Below are 19,918 nucleotides of genomic sequence, written 5' to 3'. Positions count from 1 at the left end.
TCACGCTCTAGAAGTTCACGTCGAAGGCGATCAGGTTGAACGCGAACGCAACCCAGAGGAGCACGAACAGCGACAACGCCAGCACGACAGCCCAGAGCTTCGCGTACCACTTGCGAGGCGAGCGAACGACGACGATCGCATTCCATGCCGCTGCCGCCAGCGCACCGATGAACACGACCAGCGACAGCAGCTGCAACAGCCACAGCAACCCGTTCATGCCAGACGCCAGGTTGGCGAGGTTGCCCATCATCTGCGTGATCGTGATCACCCAGGCGATGAAGAGAACGAGCGCTGCAGTCGATCCGATGCGGACGAAGCGATGCGCCTTCGCATCCTCTCCAGCGAGGCGATACGGCACACCGTAGTGGCGGCGCACGAGCGCCGAGACCGGCCAGGCAAGCACGGTCAGCAGGATGGCGACCAGCCCCGCGACGAGGCTCGGCACGAGCCAGCCCGCGGAGCGCCAGCCCGGCGATGGCTCGAACACCATGAACGGCGAGAGCCCATCGAAGCTGAAGCGGACGACACGGCCGTTCTCGACTTGCGCCGACAGCAGGCTCTTGCCGTCGACGTCACGCCACACGAACGGCTCGATTTCGCGCCACTTGGTCGGCGCGCCGGCAAGGTTCGTCGCAAGCGGCACGCTGATCGTGCCGTCCGCGTTCGCGATCACTTTGATCGGGCCCGCGAGGTTCAGCAGGCTGAGGAAGCTCGAGTCCATGCGGCGCGAGTTGTCGTACACGCCAACCATCAGCGCTGCGTGCTCGGCTGCAACCTTCGGATCCACCTTTCCTTCAGCCGCCGGTGCCGGGAAGTAGCGATCCGCAAACTGCTCGAACAGCGCGTTGCGGATATGTCCCGGCGAGCCGTCCTTGCCGGAGCTGTTCACCGAGACGAACAGGCCGACGTTCTGATCGAGGAACAGATGCAGATTGCTGTGGAACCACTGCGTGTCGCCGCCGTGACCGATGATGCGTTGACCGTTGTAGTTCTGCTCATAGAAGCCGAGCAGCATGCGATGTACGCGCGGCAGGAGGGTAAGCGCAGTGCCATGCATCTGCTCGGCGGTTGCCGGTTGAAGAATGCGTTCGGTGCCGAAGGCACCCTTGTTCAGGTGCGCGATCATGAAGCGCGCCATGTCCGTGCCCGAAGCAGAGAGGCTCCCCGCCGGCGCCGGACCGACGATCTCGAACGGCTTCGCTTCCGGCTGCGAGGCACGCGCGTAGCCCTTCGACATCAACGACTTCAGGTTCTCGGGGAGCGGCTGACGGAAAGTGGAGTGCTCCATGCCGAGCGGCTTCAGGATGTGCTGATCGATGTAGTCATCGAACGACTGGCCCGAGACGCGTGAAACGAGATAGCCGGCGAGCGAGGTGGCGTAGTTGGAATACGCGGGCGTCGTGCCCGGGGCGAAAATGCGGGTCGGCACCCATTCCTTCAGGTGCACGTCGTACGGCTCGAACGGCTCGCCGTCCACGCCCATCAGGCCTTTCACCTGTTCTTCGAAGCCCGCCGTGTGCGTCATGATGTTGCGCAGCGTGACGGGCTTGCCGTCGCGGGGCGGAATCTCGAAATCGAGATACTGGTTCACGTCCGCATCGAGATCGAGCTTGCCCTGCTCGACCATCTGCATGACGGCCGTCCACGTGAAGAGCTTCGACACCGAGCCCGGACGGAACAGCGTGGTGGCGGGATCGACAGCCTTGCGCTCGGCGATATCCGAATAGCCGAATCCCTTCTGGGCCAGCACTTCGCCGTCCTTCACGACGACGACTACGGCGCCGGCGATGTCGCCTGCTGCGAGTGCGTACGGCATGAATCCGTCGAGCCAGGCTTCGACGTCCGCGCGTGTGAGCGGCGCACCGGTCGTTGCTCGTGCCTGGGGGACAGTGGCTTCGTCAGCCGGAGTGGGTGGCGTCAGCGGCGGGCCCTCCTGGGCGAACGCACCGCCGATCAAGGAAAACAGGGCCGCCATCGTCATCGCCGCGCGAGCAAGCATGAGACACCTCACCTGAAGGGGCCGCTCTCTGGCGGCATTGCTTATCCCCTGTGGGCCATAATAGTCCTGATTGGAGAATCGTCAACCCATACGTGACAATCGGCACCGTGTCCGGATTGGAGCACTGCGTCATATATTCCTTGGGGTTACCGCTAGAATCGGCCTCGATGAGCAACAAATCGAAACAGCCTGCCAAACCCACCCTGGGCCGACTGCTGCGCTCGCTGCGCAACCGCAACGACTGGACGTTGAAGGAGATGAGCAAGCGAACGGGGATTCCGCTCTCCACGCTCGCGAAGGTCGAGCACGACCGGCTCACTCTCACATACGACAAGCTGCTGCAACTGAGCGAGCGACTGAAGATCCGCATGTCCGATCTCTTCGCCGAGCCCGCCGAGGAACCGAATCAGTCGGTGACGGCACGACGCAGCATCGGCAGGCTGGATCGCGCCATCCGCGTGAACACGCCGAACTACGACTACTACTATCTGTGCGCCGAATTGCGCCGCAAGCGGATGATCCCCGTGCTCACGCGGATCCGTGCAAAGAGCGTCGGCGAATTCGGCGAGCTCGTGCATCACTCCGGCGAGGAGTACATCTTCGTCCTCGAAGGCCGCGTGGAGATCCACACGGAGTTCTACGATCCGATCGTGCTGGAGAAAGGCGAATCGATCTACATCGACTCCAACATGGGACACGCGTACGTCGCCGCCGAGGGTTGCGATGAAGCGAGTGTGCTCGGTGTGTGCTCGAGCGCGGATGAAGGCCTGATGGAATCGCTGATGGAACTGCACGGCGACGAAGACGTGCGCCCCGAAATGCCCGCCGACACCGGCCGGCTTTCGCAGGTCGCGAAGCCGAAGCATCGCGGGAAGAAGTCCGCAGCGTAGCTGTGGGTCCGGCTTCAGTCGGACGTCATCCGTCATTCCCGCGAACGCGGGAATCCATGCCTTTGCCCAGGATGGACTCCCGCTTTCGCGGGAGTGACCGGCTCTACCTCACCACCACCGGCGTATACGTCCACACCCAGTCGTTCGACACGAGCGTGATCGACTTGCGATCCTCCGAGACACTCATCGACGGATCCGGTGTGACGAGCGCATGCAGCACGCGCTTTGGCACCGCGAGCGTCAGCTTCACCGCCTCCTGCGCTCCCTCGGCCGGACTCAGCACCAGACTCTCCGGGCAGCGAAGCGCCAGCTCAGCGGGCGGATAGGTCCGCAAGCCGACAACAGCCGGACTCCGGCCCTCCTCCACGATCACTTCCTTCGCGTCGAGGAACTCGAACTCTCCCTTCAGCACCGGCGCCTTGCAGGGCGCATGCAGATTGCGAAAGCCGCTGACGAGCGTGCGGATGTTGGCGATCTTGGGCGCCTCCACGAACTTCGACGCCCGCAGGTCCCAGTCGAAATCGATCGTCACCCGGTCGCTGACATTGCCTTCGCTCGCAGTGTCCCTGGGCGTGATCGCAACCCAGCGCTTGTAGACACCTTCGATGTGATAGCGAACCACCCTGGCGTGCCGGATCTGCCCGGACAGGCCGAGATCTTCCTCGGCCAGTGCTTGCGGCAAGGCGAAGGCTCCCGCCACGAGCAGGGCAACTCCGAGCAGCGCGACCATCTTCCGCATTGGTGATCTCATTCTTTGCAAAGGCTCAGGACGCCATATTCTTAACGCGTGATCAGCGGCCGAATCAGCTCACAGCCATGACAGTGGACACGTCCACGGCTCATGACCGAAAGTCGCGATTCATTCGTACGAGGGATCGCCATGCATCTGCTTCGAGCTTCCGCATTTCTCACTCTGCTCTGTGTTGCCACTGCGCAGCCGTCCTGGGGCGCCGAACCCCAAGTCCGTCGATTCGAGCTCGAGCGCGCGGAGAAAGGCTACCAGCTTGCCCTGCGCAGTACTCTTAAGCCCGTACCTGCAGCGGGCGAGGTGCTCGTACGCATCCGCGCCGTATCCCTCAATCATCGCGACCTTTACGTTCTGCAGGGCATGCTCCCGGGCGACGCCAGCGGCCGGGTTCCGGTCTCCGATGGCGCGGGCGAAGTGATCGACGTCGGCCCCGGCGTTACCCGATTCAAACGCGGCGACCGGGTCGCGACGACGTTCTTCGAAAACTGGAACGATGGCGCGCCGACCGTCGCAGGGATCACATCCGCGCGCGGCGGCGATCGAGCTGGTGTGCTCGCGGAAATGATCACGACGCACGAGGACGGACTCGTCCGGATTCCGGATCACCTTTCCTACGAAGAGGCCGCCACCCTGCCCTGCGCCGGCGTCACGGCCTGGAACGCGCTCTTCAAGCACGGCCACCTGAACGCCGGCCAGTTCGTGCTCCTGGAAGGCACCGGCGGCGTGTCGATCTTCGGCCTGCAACTTGCTTCGGCCGCGGGCGCGAAGCCCGTCATCACGAGCTCCAGCGATACCAAGCTCGACCGGGCGAAGTCGCTCGGCGCGGTCGGCACCATCAACTACAAGACCTTTCCCAACTGGGACAAGGAAGTTCTCAAGGCCACGGGCGGCGCGGGCGTCTCCCATGTTCTGGAGATCGGCGGCAAGGACACGCTGCCGAAGGCTCTCGGTTCGCTTGCGATCGGGGGACACGTCGCGTTGATCGGCGGGCTGACCGGATTCGACGCTTCGCTCACGACCGGCCAGCTGAGCGGCCGCATGGGGTCGATGACCGCGATCTATGTCGGCTCGCGTGAAGACTTCGAAGCCCTGAATACCTTCGTTGCGCGGCACAAGCTCAAGCCTGTCATCGACAAGATCTTCTCGTTCGAAGAAGCCCCGGCCGCCTTCGAGTACCTGCGCAGCGGCAGCCACTTCGGCAAAGTGGTGATCCGCCTCTAGGATGCGGCGGAACTCGCCGCGGGCCCACCGGTCATCAGGACGATGCCGTTTTCCGAAGGAGCGCCCGATGGTCAGCAGATTCCTCTCAGCCCTGACGCTGATCGCGGCGTTTGCAGCGCCCGCCACGACGCTCGCGGCGGAGTCGACCCCAGTCCACCAGCTGCGCATCTACGAGATCTTCGACAACAACAAGACCGCGTTCCACGACCGGTTTCGCGATCATGCGGCCCGCATCATGGCGAAATACGACTTCCAGATCGTGGCCATGTGGGAATCGAAGTTCGAGAACCGCACCGAGTTCGTTTACCTGCTGCAATGGCCCGACGAAGCGACGATGACGGATCGCTGGGCGAAGTTCATGGCGGACGAGGAATGGGCGAGGATCAAAAGGGAAACGAGCGAGAAGGACGGAAAATTTGTTGGGGCGATCGAGGACCGAGCGCTGACGCTGGTGCCGTACTCGCCGCAGCGGGAGCTGTTGAAGAAGCCGGCTAGCCGTTAGCCAGCTGGCTAGCCGCCTGCCCCACCCGCGCTTCTCGCTTTCCCGAGCGAATGAACCATTCAGCGACGATCAGATTCGGCACCCAGCACAACCACGCAATCGTCTGATACGCGGTCCCCATCGGCAGCTCCAGCATCTGAGCCGCCGGCAGATAGAAACGCAGCGTCAGTGCGGCCAGCGTTATCGCATAGCTTCGGATCATCCATTGCCGATGCGCGGCGACCCGTCCGTGCCGGATGTTGCGATAGGCAGTGAACGTGGCAGCGAGCCAGGCCCCTGCCAGCAAGCCGAAGCCCCAGCGCGCAGCGGCACCGCCGCTCGAGTTGATAGCGAGATACAGGCCTGCGCTGCCACTGATCAGGATCGCCAGTACGTAAGTCCGCCCGAGCCATCGATGCACAGTGACGATCCTGGTCCGGATTCGCGTGCTGAACTGGAGCGCGCCGACTGCAATCGCTACGGCGCCGCCGATGAAATGAGAGAAGGCCACAGCCGGCATTCGCTCGATGAGCGACGTCACGACGGGTGAACGCGCATCCGGAACGAGCGCGACATTCATCGCGTACAGCGCAACGCCGAACGCGAGCAGCGTCATGACGAACCAGGCCCAGGATTTCGCTGTCATTCCGGCACCGCCCTTTTGTGTCGCAGCCTATCAGAGTCGTTGAGACCTCCGGGAACACACCAGGGTTGCAGGTGGTTCTGACCGTATGCACCCATCCATCACAGCAGCCGAATCGGACCCGAATCAGCCGGATCCGGACGACAAGCCCCCGATGCCGCCAGACGATCCCGCCCGGAATCCCCCGGTGAAGGAGCCTCCCAAGGAGCGGCCGCCGAAGCGCGCCTTGCGGCGATCCGTTGCGCCCGTTCCTCAGACCTGCTGCCGCGTTTAGACTGTGACTCCCGTAGACTGGACTCCAGGCCGAGCTCCAGTCCCTGCCCAAGGATCATCTGAGCCATGCGTCCAACTGCCGTCACACTGCTGGCACTGACCCACTTCGCCATCGCCGGCGCGTTCGCGCAGGATGACGTCGACAGCGCAAAGGCAACGAACACCAGCGTCGCCGCGAAATCGCCAGCGACCGATCGGTGGCAGGGTATCGATGCCAACAACGATGGCATCCGCGACGACCTCGTCGCTCTCGTTGCTGACGCCAGCGACGCGGCTCGAAGCGATAGCGACAAACCTGCCGTGGCGCAGGCAATCGCCGAAGCTTCCACGCGCCCGACGCCGAAGCCCTCGCAGTCCGGGTCGCGATGCATGGATTACCTGCTGCTCAAGCCGAAAGACCAGGCGGAAGCGAATCTGTATCTTCACGGCCGCGCCAACGGGGCCTTCGGTACGCACCCGTGCGACCCCGTCGCATCGCCGCTGCTCGAACGCCCGCTCGACGACAACTACGTGTCGATCCCGCTCGGCCCGGTGCGGCTGCAATACGAAGACTACAAGTGACGTGATCGCGCCCGCATGCTCTTCAAGACGCGCTTCCATGAACCCATCCGGCGCGGCGAGATTACCTGCACGGTCCGGATCTGGCAGCGGCCCCATGTCACCACGGGCGGTCGCTACGCGTTCGGCTCCGGATCGATCGAAGTCGGTCGCATCCAGGAAATCGGCTTCGAATCGCTGACTCCAGCACTCGCGCGACGCTGCGGATTCTCATCGCTGGTGGATCTGCTCAAGATCGCCAAGCACGGCCCCGGAGAGCGCGTGTTCCTGATCGATTTCCGCTATCGCGATACTCCGATCGAACGCGCACCCCGGACCGCGCCTTCGGCGAATGAACTGGATGAGCTGGTCCTCAAACTCGACGGCATGGATCGTCGATCGGCGAAGCCCTGGACGAGAGAAGTGCTGCAGCTCATCGCGGATCATCCCGGCACACGGGCAACCGATCTCGCCGCGCAGACCGGGCGCGAACGCGACGAATTCAAGCGCGACGTGCGCAAGCTGAAGACGCTCGGGCTCACGATCAGTCTCGAGGTCGGCTACGAACTCTCGCCGCGCGGCAAGCGGGTGCTTGCCGCGGACCGCCGTCGCTCAGTGAAGCACCGTCGGACGCCCGACTGAGACTCGTTCGTTGAGATCCTTCTCCTTCGCGCTTCCTTCGAGCTGCTGATCGCGCGCGATGCCGACCAGCAACCATCGACCATCGCGCCGCACGAATGTCTCGATGCGCTTCAGGCCGGCCACGTCATCCGATCGAACGACAGCGCCCGGCGGCAAATAGCTGGCAACAGCGGTCTGTCCATACAAGCGAACTTCTACGTCCCCGATGGCGCCGCGCGGACGACCCGCTTCGAGCTGCCATCCTTCGAGGGCCAGCATCTCGCCATCGCCAGCCGCATCCGCAACGTAGCTGGACCACATGTGGCGATCGTTGCGGGCGGCTGCTTCCAGGCGTGCTTCGATCGCGGACACGACTTCAGTTCGCGAAGCCTCCTGCGACGCCGTCGAACGCGTCACGCCTGCCGCGACGATCGACAGCATCATGAGGAGAAGTCCCCATCGGGACTGGGTGGTCAGGGGCTGATCGCACATGCTGGCATGCTTGCTCGCACAGGCGCTGCCTGCTGTGCGGCGGCCTGCATCGGATTGTTATCGTCGGGATCTCAGGGTTTCTTCGCTACGTAAGCAAGCGCGGGGTTGTCGAGATTGGGCGAGAAGACCCGCGCCTCGCGCGTGTTCGTGCCGACACCATCTTTCGCCTTGTCCGACTCCATGACGAGCCGCGCCTTGCCCGGTTTGAACTTGAAAGTCGCATCGTCGAATACCAGCGTCTTCGACTTGAAGCAGGCGACATCGGTCTGCAGATGCTTCGCCATCCGATCCATGAACTTCGTGGCGCGCCCGGCTGTGCACACCGTGAAGGTCAGGCGCTTCACGCTGTTGCTCGTCAGCGCCTGCTTGATCTTCATCAGAGCATCGAATGCATCGAGCCGCTTCTGCGCCATCGCAGCGTTGGACTTCTTCTGCCTGACCGCCTGTTCGTCCTCGGCTTTGCGGGTCGGCGGATTGCCGTTCGGAATGGGATCCGTGTACCCCATGATCACTTCATCCCAAAACAGCCCTTTCGCCACCTTCGCTGCGCTCCAGTCCCTGGCGACGTCGCCATCGCTGGCGTCCCAGTTGACGATACCGGCGGAGTCGTCGCCGGGAACCGAACCTCCATGGCCGCTCGCGATAACTACTACGCCGCCAGAGCCCGCCGCAGCAGCAGCCTTGCTGACTGCTTCGACGATGCCCGACCACGTGATGGCGCCGATGGTGAAGACGCGGTTCACGCGCTCCTGCCAATCGACGACGCTCGCGAAATCTGCTTTGACCGCCGCATCCAGTCCGGCGAACTGATTTGCCCAGTCCTTCTCGATCGCGGCGGCGTTGCTGTGGACGATAACAGCTTTCATCGTGCGAAACGCCGGCCGGCGCAGCAGTTGCCCGGACCCGAGGTGCGCTCGAGCGCGAGCATGCCGCGATCGAGCGCGGCGATCGTCATCTTGCCGACGATGTTGTCCGCCTTGTTCTGGTACGAGTAGTTCACGATGTTGCGCTTGGTTTTGTACGAGAGAACCGCTGCCGCGGTCGACGGACCGTACTGCCTGGCCGCAAGCTCCGCCGGCTCGATCCTGGCACGATCGAGCAACGACAGCGCCAGCTGGATCTTCGCCACGTGCTCACCCGCGGCCCCCTGCACGACGTGCGCAGGATCGCTGACTGCGCAGGCCTGCAGCTTGTCGTCATTGCGGAAAGACTTCGACAGTAGAGCCATGCCTTTCACTCTAGACAGGCAGGCCCGCGGGCAGAATTGACCGAAGGGCTCAAGGTCCCGGGATCGGCCCTTTGGTACAGCGCCCCGTGACAGCGGATTCTGACGCCAGATCGACGCGCGGGGTTTTGTCGGAACGATGCAATGCGCGCCGTCCTTCGAAGGGTACGAAAACCGACCAAGGAGACTGGCATGGGCGTCACATTCCCCAATGAATCGACGGACTACAGGCACGCTCGCGACGTGCTGCTGGCGCAGGAGATCGAACTGCGACGCCAGATGGAAGCCGTTGCGGTGGCGAGGCGTGCGCTGCCGCCGGGCGGCAGGATTCCTGACGACTACGAGTTCGACGGGATGGGCACCGACGGAACACCGGCCAGGATTCGACTGTCGCAACTGTTTCGCGATGGCACGAACAGCCTGGTCGTCTACAACTACATGTTCCCCCGCTATCGCACCGATACGCGCGAAGCAGCTTCGAGCGGCGAGACCGCGCGACTACCGAGAGACGAGCAACCGTGCCCATCGTGCACGGCACTCATCGATCAGCTCGACGCGGCTGCGCCGCACTTCGAAGCCGCGGGCGGAAATTTCGTCGTGGTTGCGAAAGCTCCGCTCGAGCGGCTGCTCGGCGTCGCACGCGATCGCAACTGGCAGCATGTGCGGTTGCTCTCCTCCGCCGGCAACAACTTCCGTCGCGACTATCATGGGGAAGACGAGCACGGCCAGCAGTTGCCGGTCATGACGGTCTTCGGGCGGGACCCCGACGGAACGATTCGATTCTTCTGGGCTTCGGAGCTGATGTTCGCACCGGCTGATCCGGGTCAGGATCCTCGGGCCGCGGGTACGCTCGAACCTCTGTGGAACTTGTTCGATCTCACGCCGGCCGGTCGACCGGATTTCAACGAGCAACTCCAGTACCGCTGCTGTTCCGGTGCGCAGCCCCGGGCATTAAAGGAGCTGTGACTACCCGACGATTCCAATCGCGAGATCCATGACGTTCGTTCCCGTCGGTCCCGTCTTGAAGAGGTCGCCGAGCGCGTCGAGCAACGGGTACGCGTCGTTGCGCCGCAGATATGCATCGATCTCCAATCCAGCTGCGCGCGCACGTGCAACGGTGCTGCCATCTGCAAACGCACCTGCAACATCGGTCGGACCGTCAGTGCCATCAGTGCCTGCAGCCAACAAGGTGACATTGCGAACGCCGTCGACAGCGAATGCCGCATGCAACGCGAACTCCTGATTCCGGCCGCCCTTGCCGCTACCCTTCACTTTCAGCGTCGTTTCGCCGCCGGTGATTACGATGTGCGGGCGCGCCCGGGAAAGTTTTGCGAGCTCTTTCAGCTTCTCCGCGAATGCTCGCGCCGCCGTTGCGGTGTCGCCGACCATCGGGTCCGGCAGCACACTGACGTCCAGCTGCCGGGCACCTGCACTTCGAACACAAGCATCCAGTGAAGCGCGATTGCTGGCGACGATGCGATAGACGTCCTGCGGAAATGGCCACTGCGCGGCACCCGATGTCGCGTCAGTGCGAAGGTGCTCGATCACACTCATCGGCATGCGCGACTCGAGTTCGTAGCGAGCAACGATCGATAGTGCGTCGAGCGCGGACGAGCGGTCAGCAACCGTCGGGCCCGAACCGATCACTGCCGGATCATCTCCAATGACATCGGAGATCGTGAGCGTACAGAAAGCCTTGGCTCGCGATCGCAAACGCAGGCGCCCGCCTTTCACCGCCGAAAGATGTTTGCGGACCGTGTTCATCTCATGGATGTCGGCGCCGCTGTTCAACAGCAGCGTCGTCGCCGCTGCCTTGTCGGCCAGCGAAAGCCCTTCGACCGGAAGACACAGCAATGATGAAGCGCCGCCTGTGAGAAGAAAGAACACGACATCCTGTTCCTTCGTGCCGTCGATGAGCCGCAGCAACGATTGAGTTGCGGCGACGGACGATTCGTCAGGAACGGGATGACTCGCTTCGAGCACGGCAATGCGCTCGAGCGGTGCGCCGTGGCCGTGCTTCACGATCACCTTTCCTTCGCCGATGCGATCACCGAGCGCGTACTGCAGACCGCTCGCGAGCGATGCCGCAGCCTTGCCCGCACCCGCGACGATCACCCTGCCGGAGCCGGCGGGAAGAGGAATCTCCAGCGAGCCGCCCTCGCCCTCGTACACGAAAGCATCGCCGCGAACGTGCGTGGAAGTTCGCAGCACCTTGTCGCCGCGAGCAGCGTCAACGGCACTCGCAAAGAGCTTCACCAGCAGATCGCGTGAGGTCATCGCGGAACTATAAGCAACGCGTCATGAAGCGGCACCGTTCAGGGTTCCCCTGCGTCATCCGCCACTGCCTGCGTCGCCCGGAACTGCTTGATATCCAATGTGAAAGAATGTTTGCAGCCCCGGTGCGCAATAGGCACCATCTGTCCCTGGGAGCGGTTGGCGCAGCGTCGGGGCTCACCCCGGGCGCGGCACATATAAACGAACAGGGACGTCGACCGACCCTCCGGTTCCGTCATGACGCCGATACCTGTTTTTCAGGAGCCGCGATGCTTGCCGAAGAGACCCTCCGCGCCCGACTGCCGAGTTCTCACCTCCCGTCGCGCAAGGCGCTGCCGCCATTCGAGGCATTGCGGGCATTCGATGCCATCGCCCGTCTTGGCGGAGTGCGCAAGGCTGCCCAGTACCTTTGTCGTGACCATGCCGTCGTAAGCCGGCACCTGCGCGCCATCGAAGAATGGACTGGCGCCAAGCTGATCGAGCGAACACCGGGCGGTGCCGTGCTGACGGAAGAAGGCGTTCGCTATCACCGCGAAGTGGCCGTGGCCATGGACCTCATCGCCAACGCGACCATCGATCTCATGAAGCGCGGCGACAATCGCTGCCTGCATATCCGCTGCATGCCCGGCTTCGCGCTGCACTGGTTGTCGGCGCGACTCGGCGATTTCGAGCGGGCCAATCCGGGTATCGACGTCGAACTGCGCCCGGCCGATCGCTCACCTGAGTTGCTCACCCAGGACACCGACATCGAGATCCGGCTCGTGCCGAGCTATGTCCCGACACCCTTCCAGTTGCCGTCGAACCTGAAAGCGGCGGAAGTTGCCACTGTCGCCATCATCGCCGCGGCCAGCAAAGGCTATATGAACAGTGCGCCACCGGTGCGCGAGCCGCGCGATCTGTTGAAGCTCCAGCTTCTGCACGAAGAGAACTTCGACCGCTGGCGCAACTGGCTGGGCGCGCACGGCGTCGTCGACGACGTCGACCTCACGGGCCCGCGCTTGTGGCAAGGGCACCTGACCCTTGATGCCGCGCGACACGGACGCGGCGCAGCGCTCACGAATCAACTCATCGTGGCCGACGACATCGCGGCAGGCCGACTCGTCGAAGTCGGACAGGATCTGCCGACGTTCCAACCCAAGGCGATGGGCTCGTACTACTTCATTGCGAAAGCAGACCGATGGGATTCCACGCTCATCCGCCGCTTCCGGCAGTGGCTGGTGTCGACGATCGCCACGCAGCATCCGGAGCTGCGGTCGGGGAACGCGGAGTAGCAGGAATAAGGAGTTTCACACGGAGTTCACGGAGTACACGGAGGTCAAGAATGAGAAAGGCTTATTGTCTTTCCATCTCCGTGAACACCGTGTGAAATCCCCTCCCCTCTCTCTCATCCCAGCCCGAAGTGTCGCGCCGTCAGATCGAGTCCGATCTTTACCTTCGAAACAAGCTCGTCGACCTGCGCCCGCGTGATGATGAGCGGCGGACTCAGCACCATCGTCTGACCGACCGCCCGCATGATCAGGTGATGATCGAGGCACAGGTCTCGGCACTTGTTCGCTGCGTCGTCCTCGGTCGTGAAGATCGTACGCTTCGCTTTGTCCTTCACGAGCTGCAGGCCGGCCAGCAATCCTGAGCCGCGCAACTCGCCGACGATCGGGTGGTCGTCCGCGAGCTCCTGCAGACGCGCGCGGAAGTATGGAGCGATGTCTTCCCGCACTCGTTCGACGAGCTTCTCGCGCTGCATCAGCCGGATGTTTGCAATCGCGACTGCGCACGCAGCCGGGTGACCCGAGTACGTATAGCCGTGTGCGAGCAGGCCGCCTTCGTTGACGGCTTCGAAGACCCGCTTGTTCATCGCGACCGCGGAGATCGGGAGATAGCCGGATGAAAGTCCCTTGGCCATCGGCATGAGGTCGGGCTCGATGCCGAACGTCTGCGAGCCGAACCATTGCCCCGTGCGGCCAAATCCGCAGATCACTTCATCGGCGACCAGCAGGATGTCGTACTTGCGGCAGATGCGTTGAATCTCGGGCCAGTAAGTCTCCGGAGGATCGATCACGCCGCCCGCGCCCTGCACCGGCTCACCGATGAAGGCGGCAACGTTGTCGGGACCGAGCTCGAGAATCTTGTCCTCGAGGGCACGCGCCGCGACGATGCCGAACTCGCTGCGCGACAGGGTGCCGCCCAGCGTGTACCAGTGCGGATGCATGATGTGAGCGAAGCCCGGCAACAGCACCTTGTCGAGCGCATGCATGTGCGGCATGCCGCCGAGACTCACGGCTGCAAGCGTGCTGCCGTGATAACCCATCGTGCGAGCGATGAAGGTCCGCTTGTTCGGCTTGCCCTTCAGATGCCAGTAGTGACGTGCGATCCGGATGACCGTGTCGTTCGCTTCCGAACCTGAATTCGCGAAGAAGAAATGATCGAGTCCGGGCGGCGTGACCTCAGCGAGCGCCTGGCCGAGCTCGATCTGCGAAGGTGTCGCCGTCTGGAAGAAGCTGTTGTAGTACGGCAGCTCCTGCATCTGGCGCGTTGCCGCGTCCACCAGCTCCTGCCGGCCATAGCCGACGTTCACGCACCACAGGCCCGCCATCCCGTCGAGAATTTTGTTGCCATCGCTGTCCCACACATACGCGCCATCTGCGCGCGTGATGACACGCACGCCGCGCTTCGTCAGTGCCTTCGGATCAGTGAACGGATGAACGTGATGCGCGCTGTCGAGCTGTTGCCACTCGAGCGTGCTGCGGGATTGAGCGGACATAGAGACTCCTGAAGTTCGATCCCGTTACCGCTCCGTCAGCGACCCTGACCGCTGCCGCAGGCAGCGACATCGGACAGTCCGATGTTCATGCGGCCGAGCGTTGCTGTACGCACATCGGGATCGCCGGCCAGCGGTGACGCCAGTCGGTAGTTTGCATCTGGCTTCGTTACAAGATCCTGCACGCCTTCGCCCCACCGGATGCTCTGCTTTCCATCGGGCGAACTGCCTTTCGCGGCGTTGCCGTGAAGCGCCGTGTAGCGCACCTGAGCCTGCGCGTCGTCGGTGACGCGCACCGCGAATGGCTTGTTGTTCAGCAACAGCGTGTTGGTCGCGAAGATCGACGCTTCGTTCTCCGCGTAAAGACCGTCGTCCTGATTGCCGTCGAAGACGGAGTTGTAGACGCGCGCAGTTGCATTCATGTAGGCGGCGATGCCGGCGGAGTCGTTGTTGCGCACGAGCGCATTGCACAAGCGCAGATGAGCTGATTCCTCCAGCCAGATCGCCACGTGTCCATCGAGTATCCGCAGCCCCGATGCCGTGAGCGAAGAACTGCCTCGCCCCGTGAATCCCATCTTTGCGTACTTTTCGATGGTGACATCTTCCAGCTCGACGACCGCGTCGATGACGAAGATGCCGTGACCTTCATAGAGATCATCCTCCGGATCTCCCGCCCGGAAATTACGAATCGTCAGGTTGCGCAGCGTCACGTCGCCGCCCTCGATCACGATCGCGGAGACCGGTGGCCCTGCGGTGCCGTCGAGAACCGCACCGTCTTCGCCGACGATCTCGATGCGCTTGTGACGGATCGCAAGCGAGCCACGAATGACGTACTGCTTGTACGGGACGTCAACGAATGCGGCGGACGTGTACGCGCCAGCGCGAACCATGATGGTGTCGCCGTCGGCCGCTTTGTCGACAGCCGACTGCAGCGCCTGGTTGCCGGTGAAGTCGCACTTCGCCTTCGAACCCGCAGGGCAAACGGAGAGGGTTTTGCCACACGCCGCACCGGCCATGAGCCCGGCAAGCAGAATGAATGCAGCGTGTTTCAGTCGCAGTGGACGAGGGTTCATTGCTCGCGTGGGGTGCGGCCGACCCGTCGGTTGACGGGCCGGCCGCTTCGGACATCAGTTGAAGTTGTAGCCGACCTTGATGCCGATCGCGCGCGGGCGCGTGCGATTGGCGTTCGTCCAGTCGTGATACGGGTCGATCCACTTGTTCTGGTTCGAGAGGTTCATCCCGTACAGCTCGAACCAGGCCGCGTTCCAGGTGACGCCAAGACGCGCATCCAGAAGGCCGATGTCATCAGACCACTGCGGCACGTTCTCCGCCGGGAAGCTCGTGCGATCGATGTAGCTCATCGCATCGCGATAGCTGTAATCGACCCGGAAGTAGCTGGGCAGCGAGCCCATCTCGAAGCTGAAGTGCGCACCGAGCGTGTAAGCCAGCTCAGGCACGTAGTCGACGCGATCGCCCGGCAAGTTCGTGGCATCCAGTGCGTTCACTTCGGTGATCTCGCTGTCGTTGTACGCAGCGGTCGCGTTCAACGTCAGGTTGTCGGTCGCACGCCAGGTCACGCCTGCTTCCATACCCTTCACTTCCACGGCGCCGACGTTGCTGGTCAGCTGCTGGAACTGCGGTTCCGCATCCGGTACCAGCACGAGTCCGCGACGGAGCATGTCGGAATAGTCGCTGTAGTAAGCCGCGAGCTCGAAGCTCAGGAGTCCATCGGCAACCAGACCCTTCAAGCCAAGTTCGTAGCTCCACAGCGATTCCGGCTGGTAGTTCGGCAAGTCACCGCGATTGAAACCGCCGCTGCGGAAGCCCTTCGCCGCACTCGCGTAGAGGTTCATGTTCTCCGCAAGCTTGAACGAAGCGTACACACGCGGATCGGTGGAATTGAACGAATCGCTTTCCGACTCCGTACCGTCGAACGTGTCCTGATCGTCCTCGAAGTAGCGCACGCCCGCGCCGACCTCGATGCGATCGGTGATCGCCCACGCGAGGTCCGCGAACAACGCATAGGATTCGTTGCCGTCTTTGCTCAGGTAGTAGGCCGGCGGAAAGTAGACGCCCGCGTACAGCGTGTCGTAGTACGCCTCGAGCTGATTGTTGAGCTTCTTGTAGAACGCGCCCAGCGTCCAGGTCAGCGGGCCCTCTCCTGTCGAAGCGAGGCGCAGCTCCTGGCTGAACTGATTTGCGAGGCTGTAGCGCGCGTCCGTACCTTCGAGCGCACCCTGGTAGAAGCTCTCCGGACCACCGATGTACGAGAACGGATACTCGTGGTGATGGTCGATGTACGTCGAGGCACTCAGCAGCTCTGCGCCGCCGAAGTCGTACGTCAGGTTCAGGTTGTAGAGGTTGTACTCGAACTTCTTGGGGATCAGCACGCGCGAACGGTCGACCGCGACAGTGATGGTGCGATCCGGGTTTTCGAAGCCGAGTCCCAGCTCGCTCTCGTTGCGATGAATCACGATCATCGCATCGGCGGAGAACTTGTCGGTGATCTTCCAGAGCGCCTTCGCGCGGAAGTTCTTGAGATCCTGGTTGTTGCCGTCTTCGATGCCGGCCTGGGGCTGGTCCTGCCAGCCGCCGCCGTTCTCGATCGTGCCGGCCAGACGCAATGCGAACTTGTCCTTCACGATCGGGATGTTGATGACGCCGGTGAACGTCTCTTTCGTATCGCCGTCATCGATGAACGTCTCGGACGCCTCGATGCTGCCTTCGAACGCATCGAGCACCGGCTTCTTGGTGATGTACCGGATTGCGCCGGCCACAGAACCCTGGCCGTACAGCGTGCCCTGCGGGCCTTTCAGCACTTCGACACGTTCCAGATCCATGACGCGCGAATCGAGCTGATCGAATCCTGTCAGCGACAGCGGAGCTTCGTCGAGGTACACGCCGACCAGCGCGTCGCTGCCGTACTGATTGCTCAGGCCGCGCATGAAGATCGTGTAGCTGCCCGGACCGTCCTCACGCATCGTGAGACCCGGTACCGCGAACGAGATGTCCTGCACCGAGCTCAGGCCGCGCTGCTGCAGCTCCGATCCCGAAATCGCGGTGATGGCCACCGGGACTTCGATCAACCGCTGTTCACGCTTCTGCGCCGTGACGATGATTTCTTCCAGGGTCACTTCCTGGGCCAGCGTCAACGCCGGTTGCGCCACTGCAACCGCCGTCAGCACCAGCAACTGTTTCGAATGCTTCATCATGGCCTGAACCTCCCCAGGTAGGATCGATGCCCACTTGTAATCGACGATAGAGGCCGCGCACCGGATTTGAATAGATGCCAAACATGCACGCAGTGGTGCCGCGACAGCACCAGCACGACAGGTTCGGATGCGCGGTTGGATTTCATTGCGCTGCGACGACGAGAACGGCGAATGTGCCGGGCGTCTGAACGTCCTCGCCGGCGCTGTCCGTCGTGAAATCTGCGTAGGGCAAGTACAGCCGGCCCGTTTGCGGGTCGAGTGCTGCAGTGCGTGCGCCTCTGGCAGTCTTCACTACAGCGACCGGCCTGGTCTGGGCCCGCTCGTCCAGGTGCACGATGGTCATCGTGCCGTCGTCACAAGGGATGTACGCGAGCCGGCGCGCAGAGTCGAAAATCGCGCCGTCAGCCTCCGCGCCGACTTTGAACCAGCCGCGATCCTTGCCTGTCGCCGCGTCGACCAGTCTCGCGATGCCGTTGTGGCAGGCGGAGATCAGCACGCCAGTGACTGCGTCGTAGGCAATCCCTGTCGGCTCTTCGCATTCGGGGATGCTGTACTTCGTGAGCACCTTCAGCCTGGCGGTATCGATGACGGCGATTTGCGCCGTGTCCTCGATGTTCACGTAGATGCGGCCCTTGCCATCAGCTGCACCCGCTTCAGGCTTGCCGCCGAGAGGAATCGTTGCAATCGCGACCGCCTTCGCGACGTCGACGACCGTGATGTCCTTGCTCTCGCCGTTCATCACGAAAGCGCGACGCGAGGAAGGATCGAACACCGCCGCATCCGGTTGTTTGCCTGTAACGATCTCGGCTTTCGCCTTGCCAGTTCGTCGGTCCAGCAATGTTGCCGTGTGCCCGCCCCAGTTCGTCGTCAACAGCAGGTCGGTGCCGGGAATGATCAGGACGGCCGATACGTCGTTGCCTTTGATCAGTTCCGGAATGACTTTCCGATCCTTCAGATCGATTGCCATCACACCGTATTTGCGCGCGATGAACACGCGCTGCGCCGCGCTATCGACAGATACGTAGTCGTAGCCGCCGTCCGGACCGCGAAAAGTATCGACGACTTTGTACTGAGCACCTTCGGCCGCGAAGGTGCACTCGGGAGCGCATGCAACAACGAGAGCGGCAAACGCCGCCGCGAACATCGGTTTCATCATCACTCTCCGCGGGCGGTGTCGAGCCGCAGCTCGCGTATCAACAAGGGCCGAAGCAGAAGGATCAGCACGGCGCCGCTGCCGACGATCGCAGCGTGCATCAGCCAGAACGAAGCCGGCGACATCGCTTCGAAGAATCTTCCGAGCCAGCCGCTGACGATGCCGCCTGCGAACAGCGCGAGGTAGTACGCGCCGACCATCATGGCGTTGACGGAAACGGGGGCTGCGCGAGACACGAGCGCGAGTGCAATCGGCGCTGCGTAGAGATAGCCGGCTGCGCAGACGAAGTGAAAAGCGGCCGGCCACAACAATGCGGTCTTGCCTTCGCCGGCGAACCACTCTCCGACGCTGAGAAGGAAGCAGGCAATGGCGAAGAAGGCGCATCCGAGTGCGATCTTCACGAGATCGCCCGGTTCGCTACGACGCTTCGCCTGCCAGCGCCAGAACCAGATCACGACGGGCGCAAAGACCAGCACGGCGAGCGAATCCAGCGACTGGAACCACGTCACCGGGATAGAGAGACCGAACAGGTCGCGATCGACGTGGTCGCGAATCCAGATCGGATACGTGTTCCAGACCTGAGTCTGGCCCGTCCAGAAGAGGCCCGTGATCGCGAGCACGCCGAGCAGCGCGGCGATCACGCGACCTTCGCCGGGCTGGAGCTTCACTCGCTCACTGCGGTCCGCCACCCGGTCGACAGGAAGATGGTTGCGACCCGACAGATAGATCACGATGCCGACGAGCATGCCGACACCCGCCGCACCGAAACCGTAGTGCCAGCCATACAACTCGCCGAGCGTTCCGCACACGAGCGGCGCGATGAATGCACCGACGTTGATCGACATGCAGTACAGCGAAAAAGCCGTGTCGCGACGCGGATCGTTCTTCGCGTAAAGCCCGCCGACCTGTGCAGCGAGATTGCCCTTGAGCAATCCCGATCCGAGGATCAGTGAGAACAAGGCGAGCAGGAATGCGGCCTCGAAGGCCATCAGGAAGTGACCTGCCGCCATCAGCGCGGCCCCCGCCGTGACTGCTTTCCTGCGACCGAGAACACGATCGCCCAGCAGTCCGCCGAGCACGGGCATGAAATAGATCATGCCGATGTAGAGACCGAAGATCTGCGAAGCGAGCGCCTGGAGCGAGAGCTGGCCGAACACTGCTTCGATGCCGGAACGGAAAGCCGCGAACCCCGCGACATTTTCGACATTGCCCGGCTGCAGCAAGTGGCCCGTCATGTACAGCACGAGCAGCGCCTGCATGCCATAGAACGAGAAGCGTTCCCACGCCTCCGTGAAGACGATGTAGGCGAGACCGCGCGGCTGACCGAGGAACGTGCGATCGTCGCGTGCCGGGTTGGATTGCGTCGGGGTGTCGATCGCGGTCGTCATGGGTTC

19 protein-coding genes are annotated in these 19,918 nt (G+C 62.9%); 7 read left to right on the top strand and 12 right to left on the bottom strand.

What is annotated here, in order from left to right; all coding sequences use genetic code 11:
* Nucleotides 1-7: 7 nt before the first annotated feature.
* On the bottom strand, nt 8-1,999 hold the full coding sequence (locus HNQ60_RS13030; protein ID WP_221304180.1) for a serine hydrolase domain-containing protein: 1,992 nt from the start codon (nt 1,997-1,999) through the stop codon (nt 8-10).
* Nucleotides 2,000-2,166: 167 nt separating this feature from the next.
* Between HNQ60_RS13030 and HNQ60_RS13025 the strand changes: the two genes are divergently transcribed.
* Entirely contained in the window at nt 2,167-2,889 is a 723-nt protein-coding gene (locus tag HNQ60_RS13025) for a helix-turn-helix domain-containing protein (protein ID WP_184332435.1), read from the top strand.
* Between the two features lie 103 nt (nt 2,890-2,992).
* Here HNQ60_RS13025 and HNQ60_RS13020 read toward each other — a convergent pair whose 3' ends face one another.
* Nucleotides 2,993-3,628: a hypothetical protein gene (locus tag HNQ60_RS13020; RefSeq protein ID WP_184332433.1), complete on the bottom strand. Its 636-nt coding sequence runs from the start codon at nt 3,626-3,628 to the stop codon at nt 2,993-2,995.
* Nucleotides 3,629-3,769: 141 nt separating this feature from the next.
* Here HNQ60_RS13020 and HNQ60_RS13015 point away from each other — a divergent pair, with 141 nt between their 5' ends.
* Together HNQ60_RS13015 and HNQ60_RS13010 are read left to right on the top strand one after the other, a co-directional pair.
* Nucleotides 3,770-4,858 carry a zinc-dependent alcohol dehydrogenase family protein gene (locus HNQ60_RS13015; protein WP_184332431.1) on the top strand — a complete coding sequence of 363 codons (1,089 nt, stop codon included), beginning with the start codon at nt 3,770-3,772 and terminating at the stop codon, nt 4,856-4,858.
* Between the two features lie 67 nt (nt 4,859-4,925).
* Nucleotides 4,926-5,360: an NIPSNAP family protein gene (locus HNQ60_RS13010; protein WP_184332429.1), complete on the top strand. Its 435-nt coding sequence runs from the start codon at nt 4,926-4,928 to the stop codon at nt 5,358-5,360.
* Here HNQ60_RS13010 and HNQ60_RS13005 read toward each other — a convergent pair.
* The gene (locus HNQ60_RS13005) at nt 5,350-5,985 is read right to left on the bottom strand and encodes a DUF2306 domain-containing protein (protein WP_184332427.1); all 636 of its coding nucleotides are present in this window, start codon (nt 5,983-5,985) and stop codon (nt 5,350-5,352) included. The two genes, HNQ60_RS13010 and HNQ60_RS13005, sit on opposite strands and share 11 nt — an antisense overlap.
* Before the next feature lie 336 nt (nt 5,986-6,321).
* Here HNQ60_RS13005 and HNQ60_RS13000 point away from each other — a divergent pair, with 336 nt between their 5' ends.
* Nucleotides 6,322-6,816: a hypothetical protein gene (locus tag HNQ60_RS13000; protein ID WP_184332425.1), complete on the top strand. Its 495-nt coding sequence runs from the start codon at nt 6,322-6,324 to the stop codon at nt 6,814-6,816.
* Nucleotides 6,817-6,831: 15 nt separating this feature from the next.
* The gene (locus HNQ60_RS12995; RefSeq protein WP_184332423.1) at nt 6,832-7,434 is read left to right on the top strand and encodes an ASCH domain-containing protein; all 603 of its coding nucleotides are present in this window, start codon (nt 6,832-6,834) and stop codon (nt 7,432-7,434) included.
* Here the strand turns inward: HNQ60_RS12995 and HNQ60_RS12990 are convergent.
* The 3 genes from HNQ60_RS12990 to HNQ60_RS12980 all read right to left on the bottom strand — a co-directional run bounded on the left by HNQ60_RS12990 (nt 7,405) and on the right by HNQ60_RS12980 (nt 9,133).
* Entirely contained in the window at nt 7,405-7,905 is a 501-nt protein-coding gene (locus tag HNQ60_RS12990) for a hypothetical protein (RefSeq protein WP_184332421.1), read from the bottom strand. The two genes, HNQ60_RS12995 and HNQ60_RS12990, sit on opposite strands and share 30 nt — an antisense overlap.
* Before the next feature lie 71 nt (nt 7,906-7,976).
* Nucleotides 7,977-8,771 carry a hypothetical protein gene (locus tag HNQ60_RS12985; RefSeq protein ID WP_184332420.1) on the bottom strand — a complete coding sequence of 265 codons (795 nt, stop codon included), beginning with the start codon at nt 8,769-8,771 and terminating at the stop codon, nt 7,977-7,979.
* Complete coding sequence (locus tag HNQ60_RS12980; protein WP_184332418.1) at nt 8,768-9,133, bottom strand: peptidoglycan-binding domain-containing protein; 366 nt, start codon at nt 9,131-9,133, stop codon at nt 8,768-8,770. The genes HNQ60_RS12985 and HNQ60_RS12980 overlap by 4 nt, the downstream gene beginning before the upstream one ends.
* Nucleotides 9,134-9,322: 189 nt before the next feature.
* On the opposite strand from HNQ60_RS12980, the gene HNQ60_RS12975 reads away from it, so the two are divergent.
* Nucleotides 9,323-10,096 carry a DUF899 family protein gene (locus tag HNQ60_RS12975; protein WP_184332416.1) on the top strand — a complete coding sequence of 258 codons (774 nt, stop codon included), beginning with the start codon at nt 9,323-9,325 and terminating at the stop codon, nt 10,094-10,096.
* Here HNQ60_RS12975 and HNQ60_RS12970 read toward each other — a convergent pair whose 3' ends face one another.
* Nucleotides 10,097-11,407, bottom strand: coding sequence for a glycerate kinase type-2 family protein (locus HNQ60_RS12970; RefSeq protein ID WP_184332414.1), 1,311 nt, complete (start codon nt 11,405-11,407; stop codon nt 10,097-10,099).
* Between the two features lie 266 nt (nt 11,408-11,673).
* On the opposite strand from HNQ60_RS12970, the gene HNQ60_RS12965 reads away from it, so the two are divergent.
* On the top strand, nt 11,674-12,675 hold the full coding sequence (locus tag HNQ60_RS12965) for a LysR substrate-binding domain-containing protein (protein ID WP_184332412.1): 1,002 nt from the start codon (nt 11,674-11,676) through the stop codon (nt 12,673-12,675).
* 113 nt (nt 12,676-12,788) lie between these two features.
* Here the strand turns inward: HNQ60_RS12965 and HNQ60_RS12960 are convergent, their stop codons facing one another.
* The 5 genes from HNQ60_RS12960 to HNQ60_RS12940 form a co-directional block, all read right to left on the bottom strand.
* On the bottom strand, nt 12,789-14,162 hold the full coding sequence (locus tag HNQ60_RS12960) for an aspartate aminotransferase family protein (protein WP_184332410.1): 1,374 nt from the start codon (nt 14,160-14,162) through the stop codon (nt 12,789-12,791).
* 35 nt (nt 14,163-14,197) lie between these two features.
* Nucleotides 14,198-15,232, bottom strand: coding sequence for a right-handed parallel beta-helix repeat-containing protein (locus HNQ60_RS12955; protein ID WP_184332408.1), 1,035 nt, complete (start codon nt 15,230-15,232; stop codon nt 14,198-14,200).
* A gap of 54 nt (nt 15,233-15,286) precedes the next feature.
* Nucleotides 15,287-17,371 carry a TonB-dependent receptor gene (locus tag HNQ60_RS12950; protein ID WP_221304179.1) on the bottom strand — a complete coding sequence of 695 codons (2,085 nt, stop codon included), beginning with the start codon at nt 17,369-17,371 and terminating at the stop codon, nt 15,287-15,289.
* 142 nt (nt 17,372-17,513) lie between these two features.
* Nucleotides 17,514-18,524: a YncE family protein gene (locus HNQ60_RS12945; RefSeq protein WP_184332407.1), complete on the bottom strand. Its 1,011-nt coding sequence runs from the start codon at nt 18,522-18,524 to the stop codon at nt 17,514-17,516.
* 2 nt (nt 18,525-18,526) lie between these two features.
* Nucleotides 18,527-19,912: a peptide MFS transporter gene (locus tag HNQ60_RS12940; RefSeq protein WP_184332405.1), complete on the bottom strand. Its 1,386-nt coding sequence runs from the start codon at nt 19,910-19,912 to the stop codon at nt 18,527-18,529.
* Between the last annotated feature and the right edge of the window lie 6 nt (nt 19,913-19,918).

It is taken from the genome of Povalibacter uvarum (genome assembly GCF_014202975.1).
GTDB lineage: Bacteria > Pseudomonadota > Gammaproteobacteria > Steroidobacterales > Steroidobacteraceae > Steroidobacter > Steroidobacter uvarum.
Note: the sequence above shows the minus strand (reverse complement) of the source record. Positions and strands in the feature narration are given on the sequence as shown.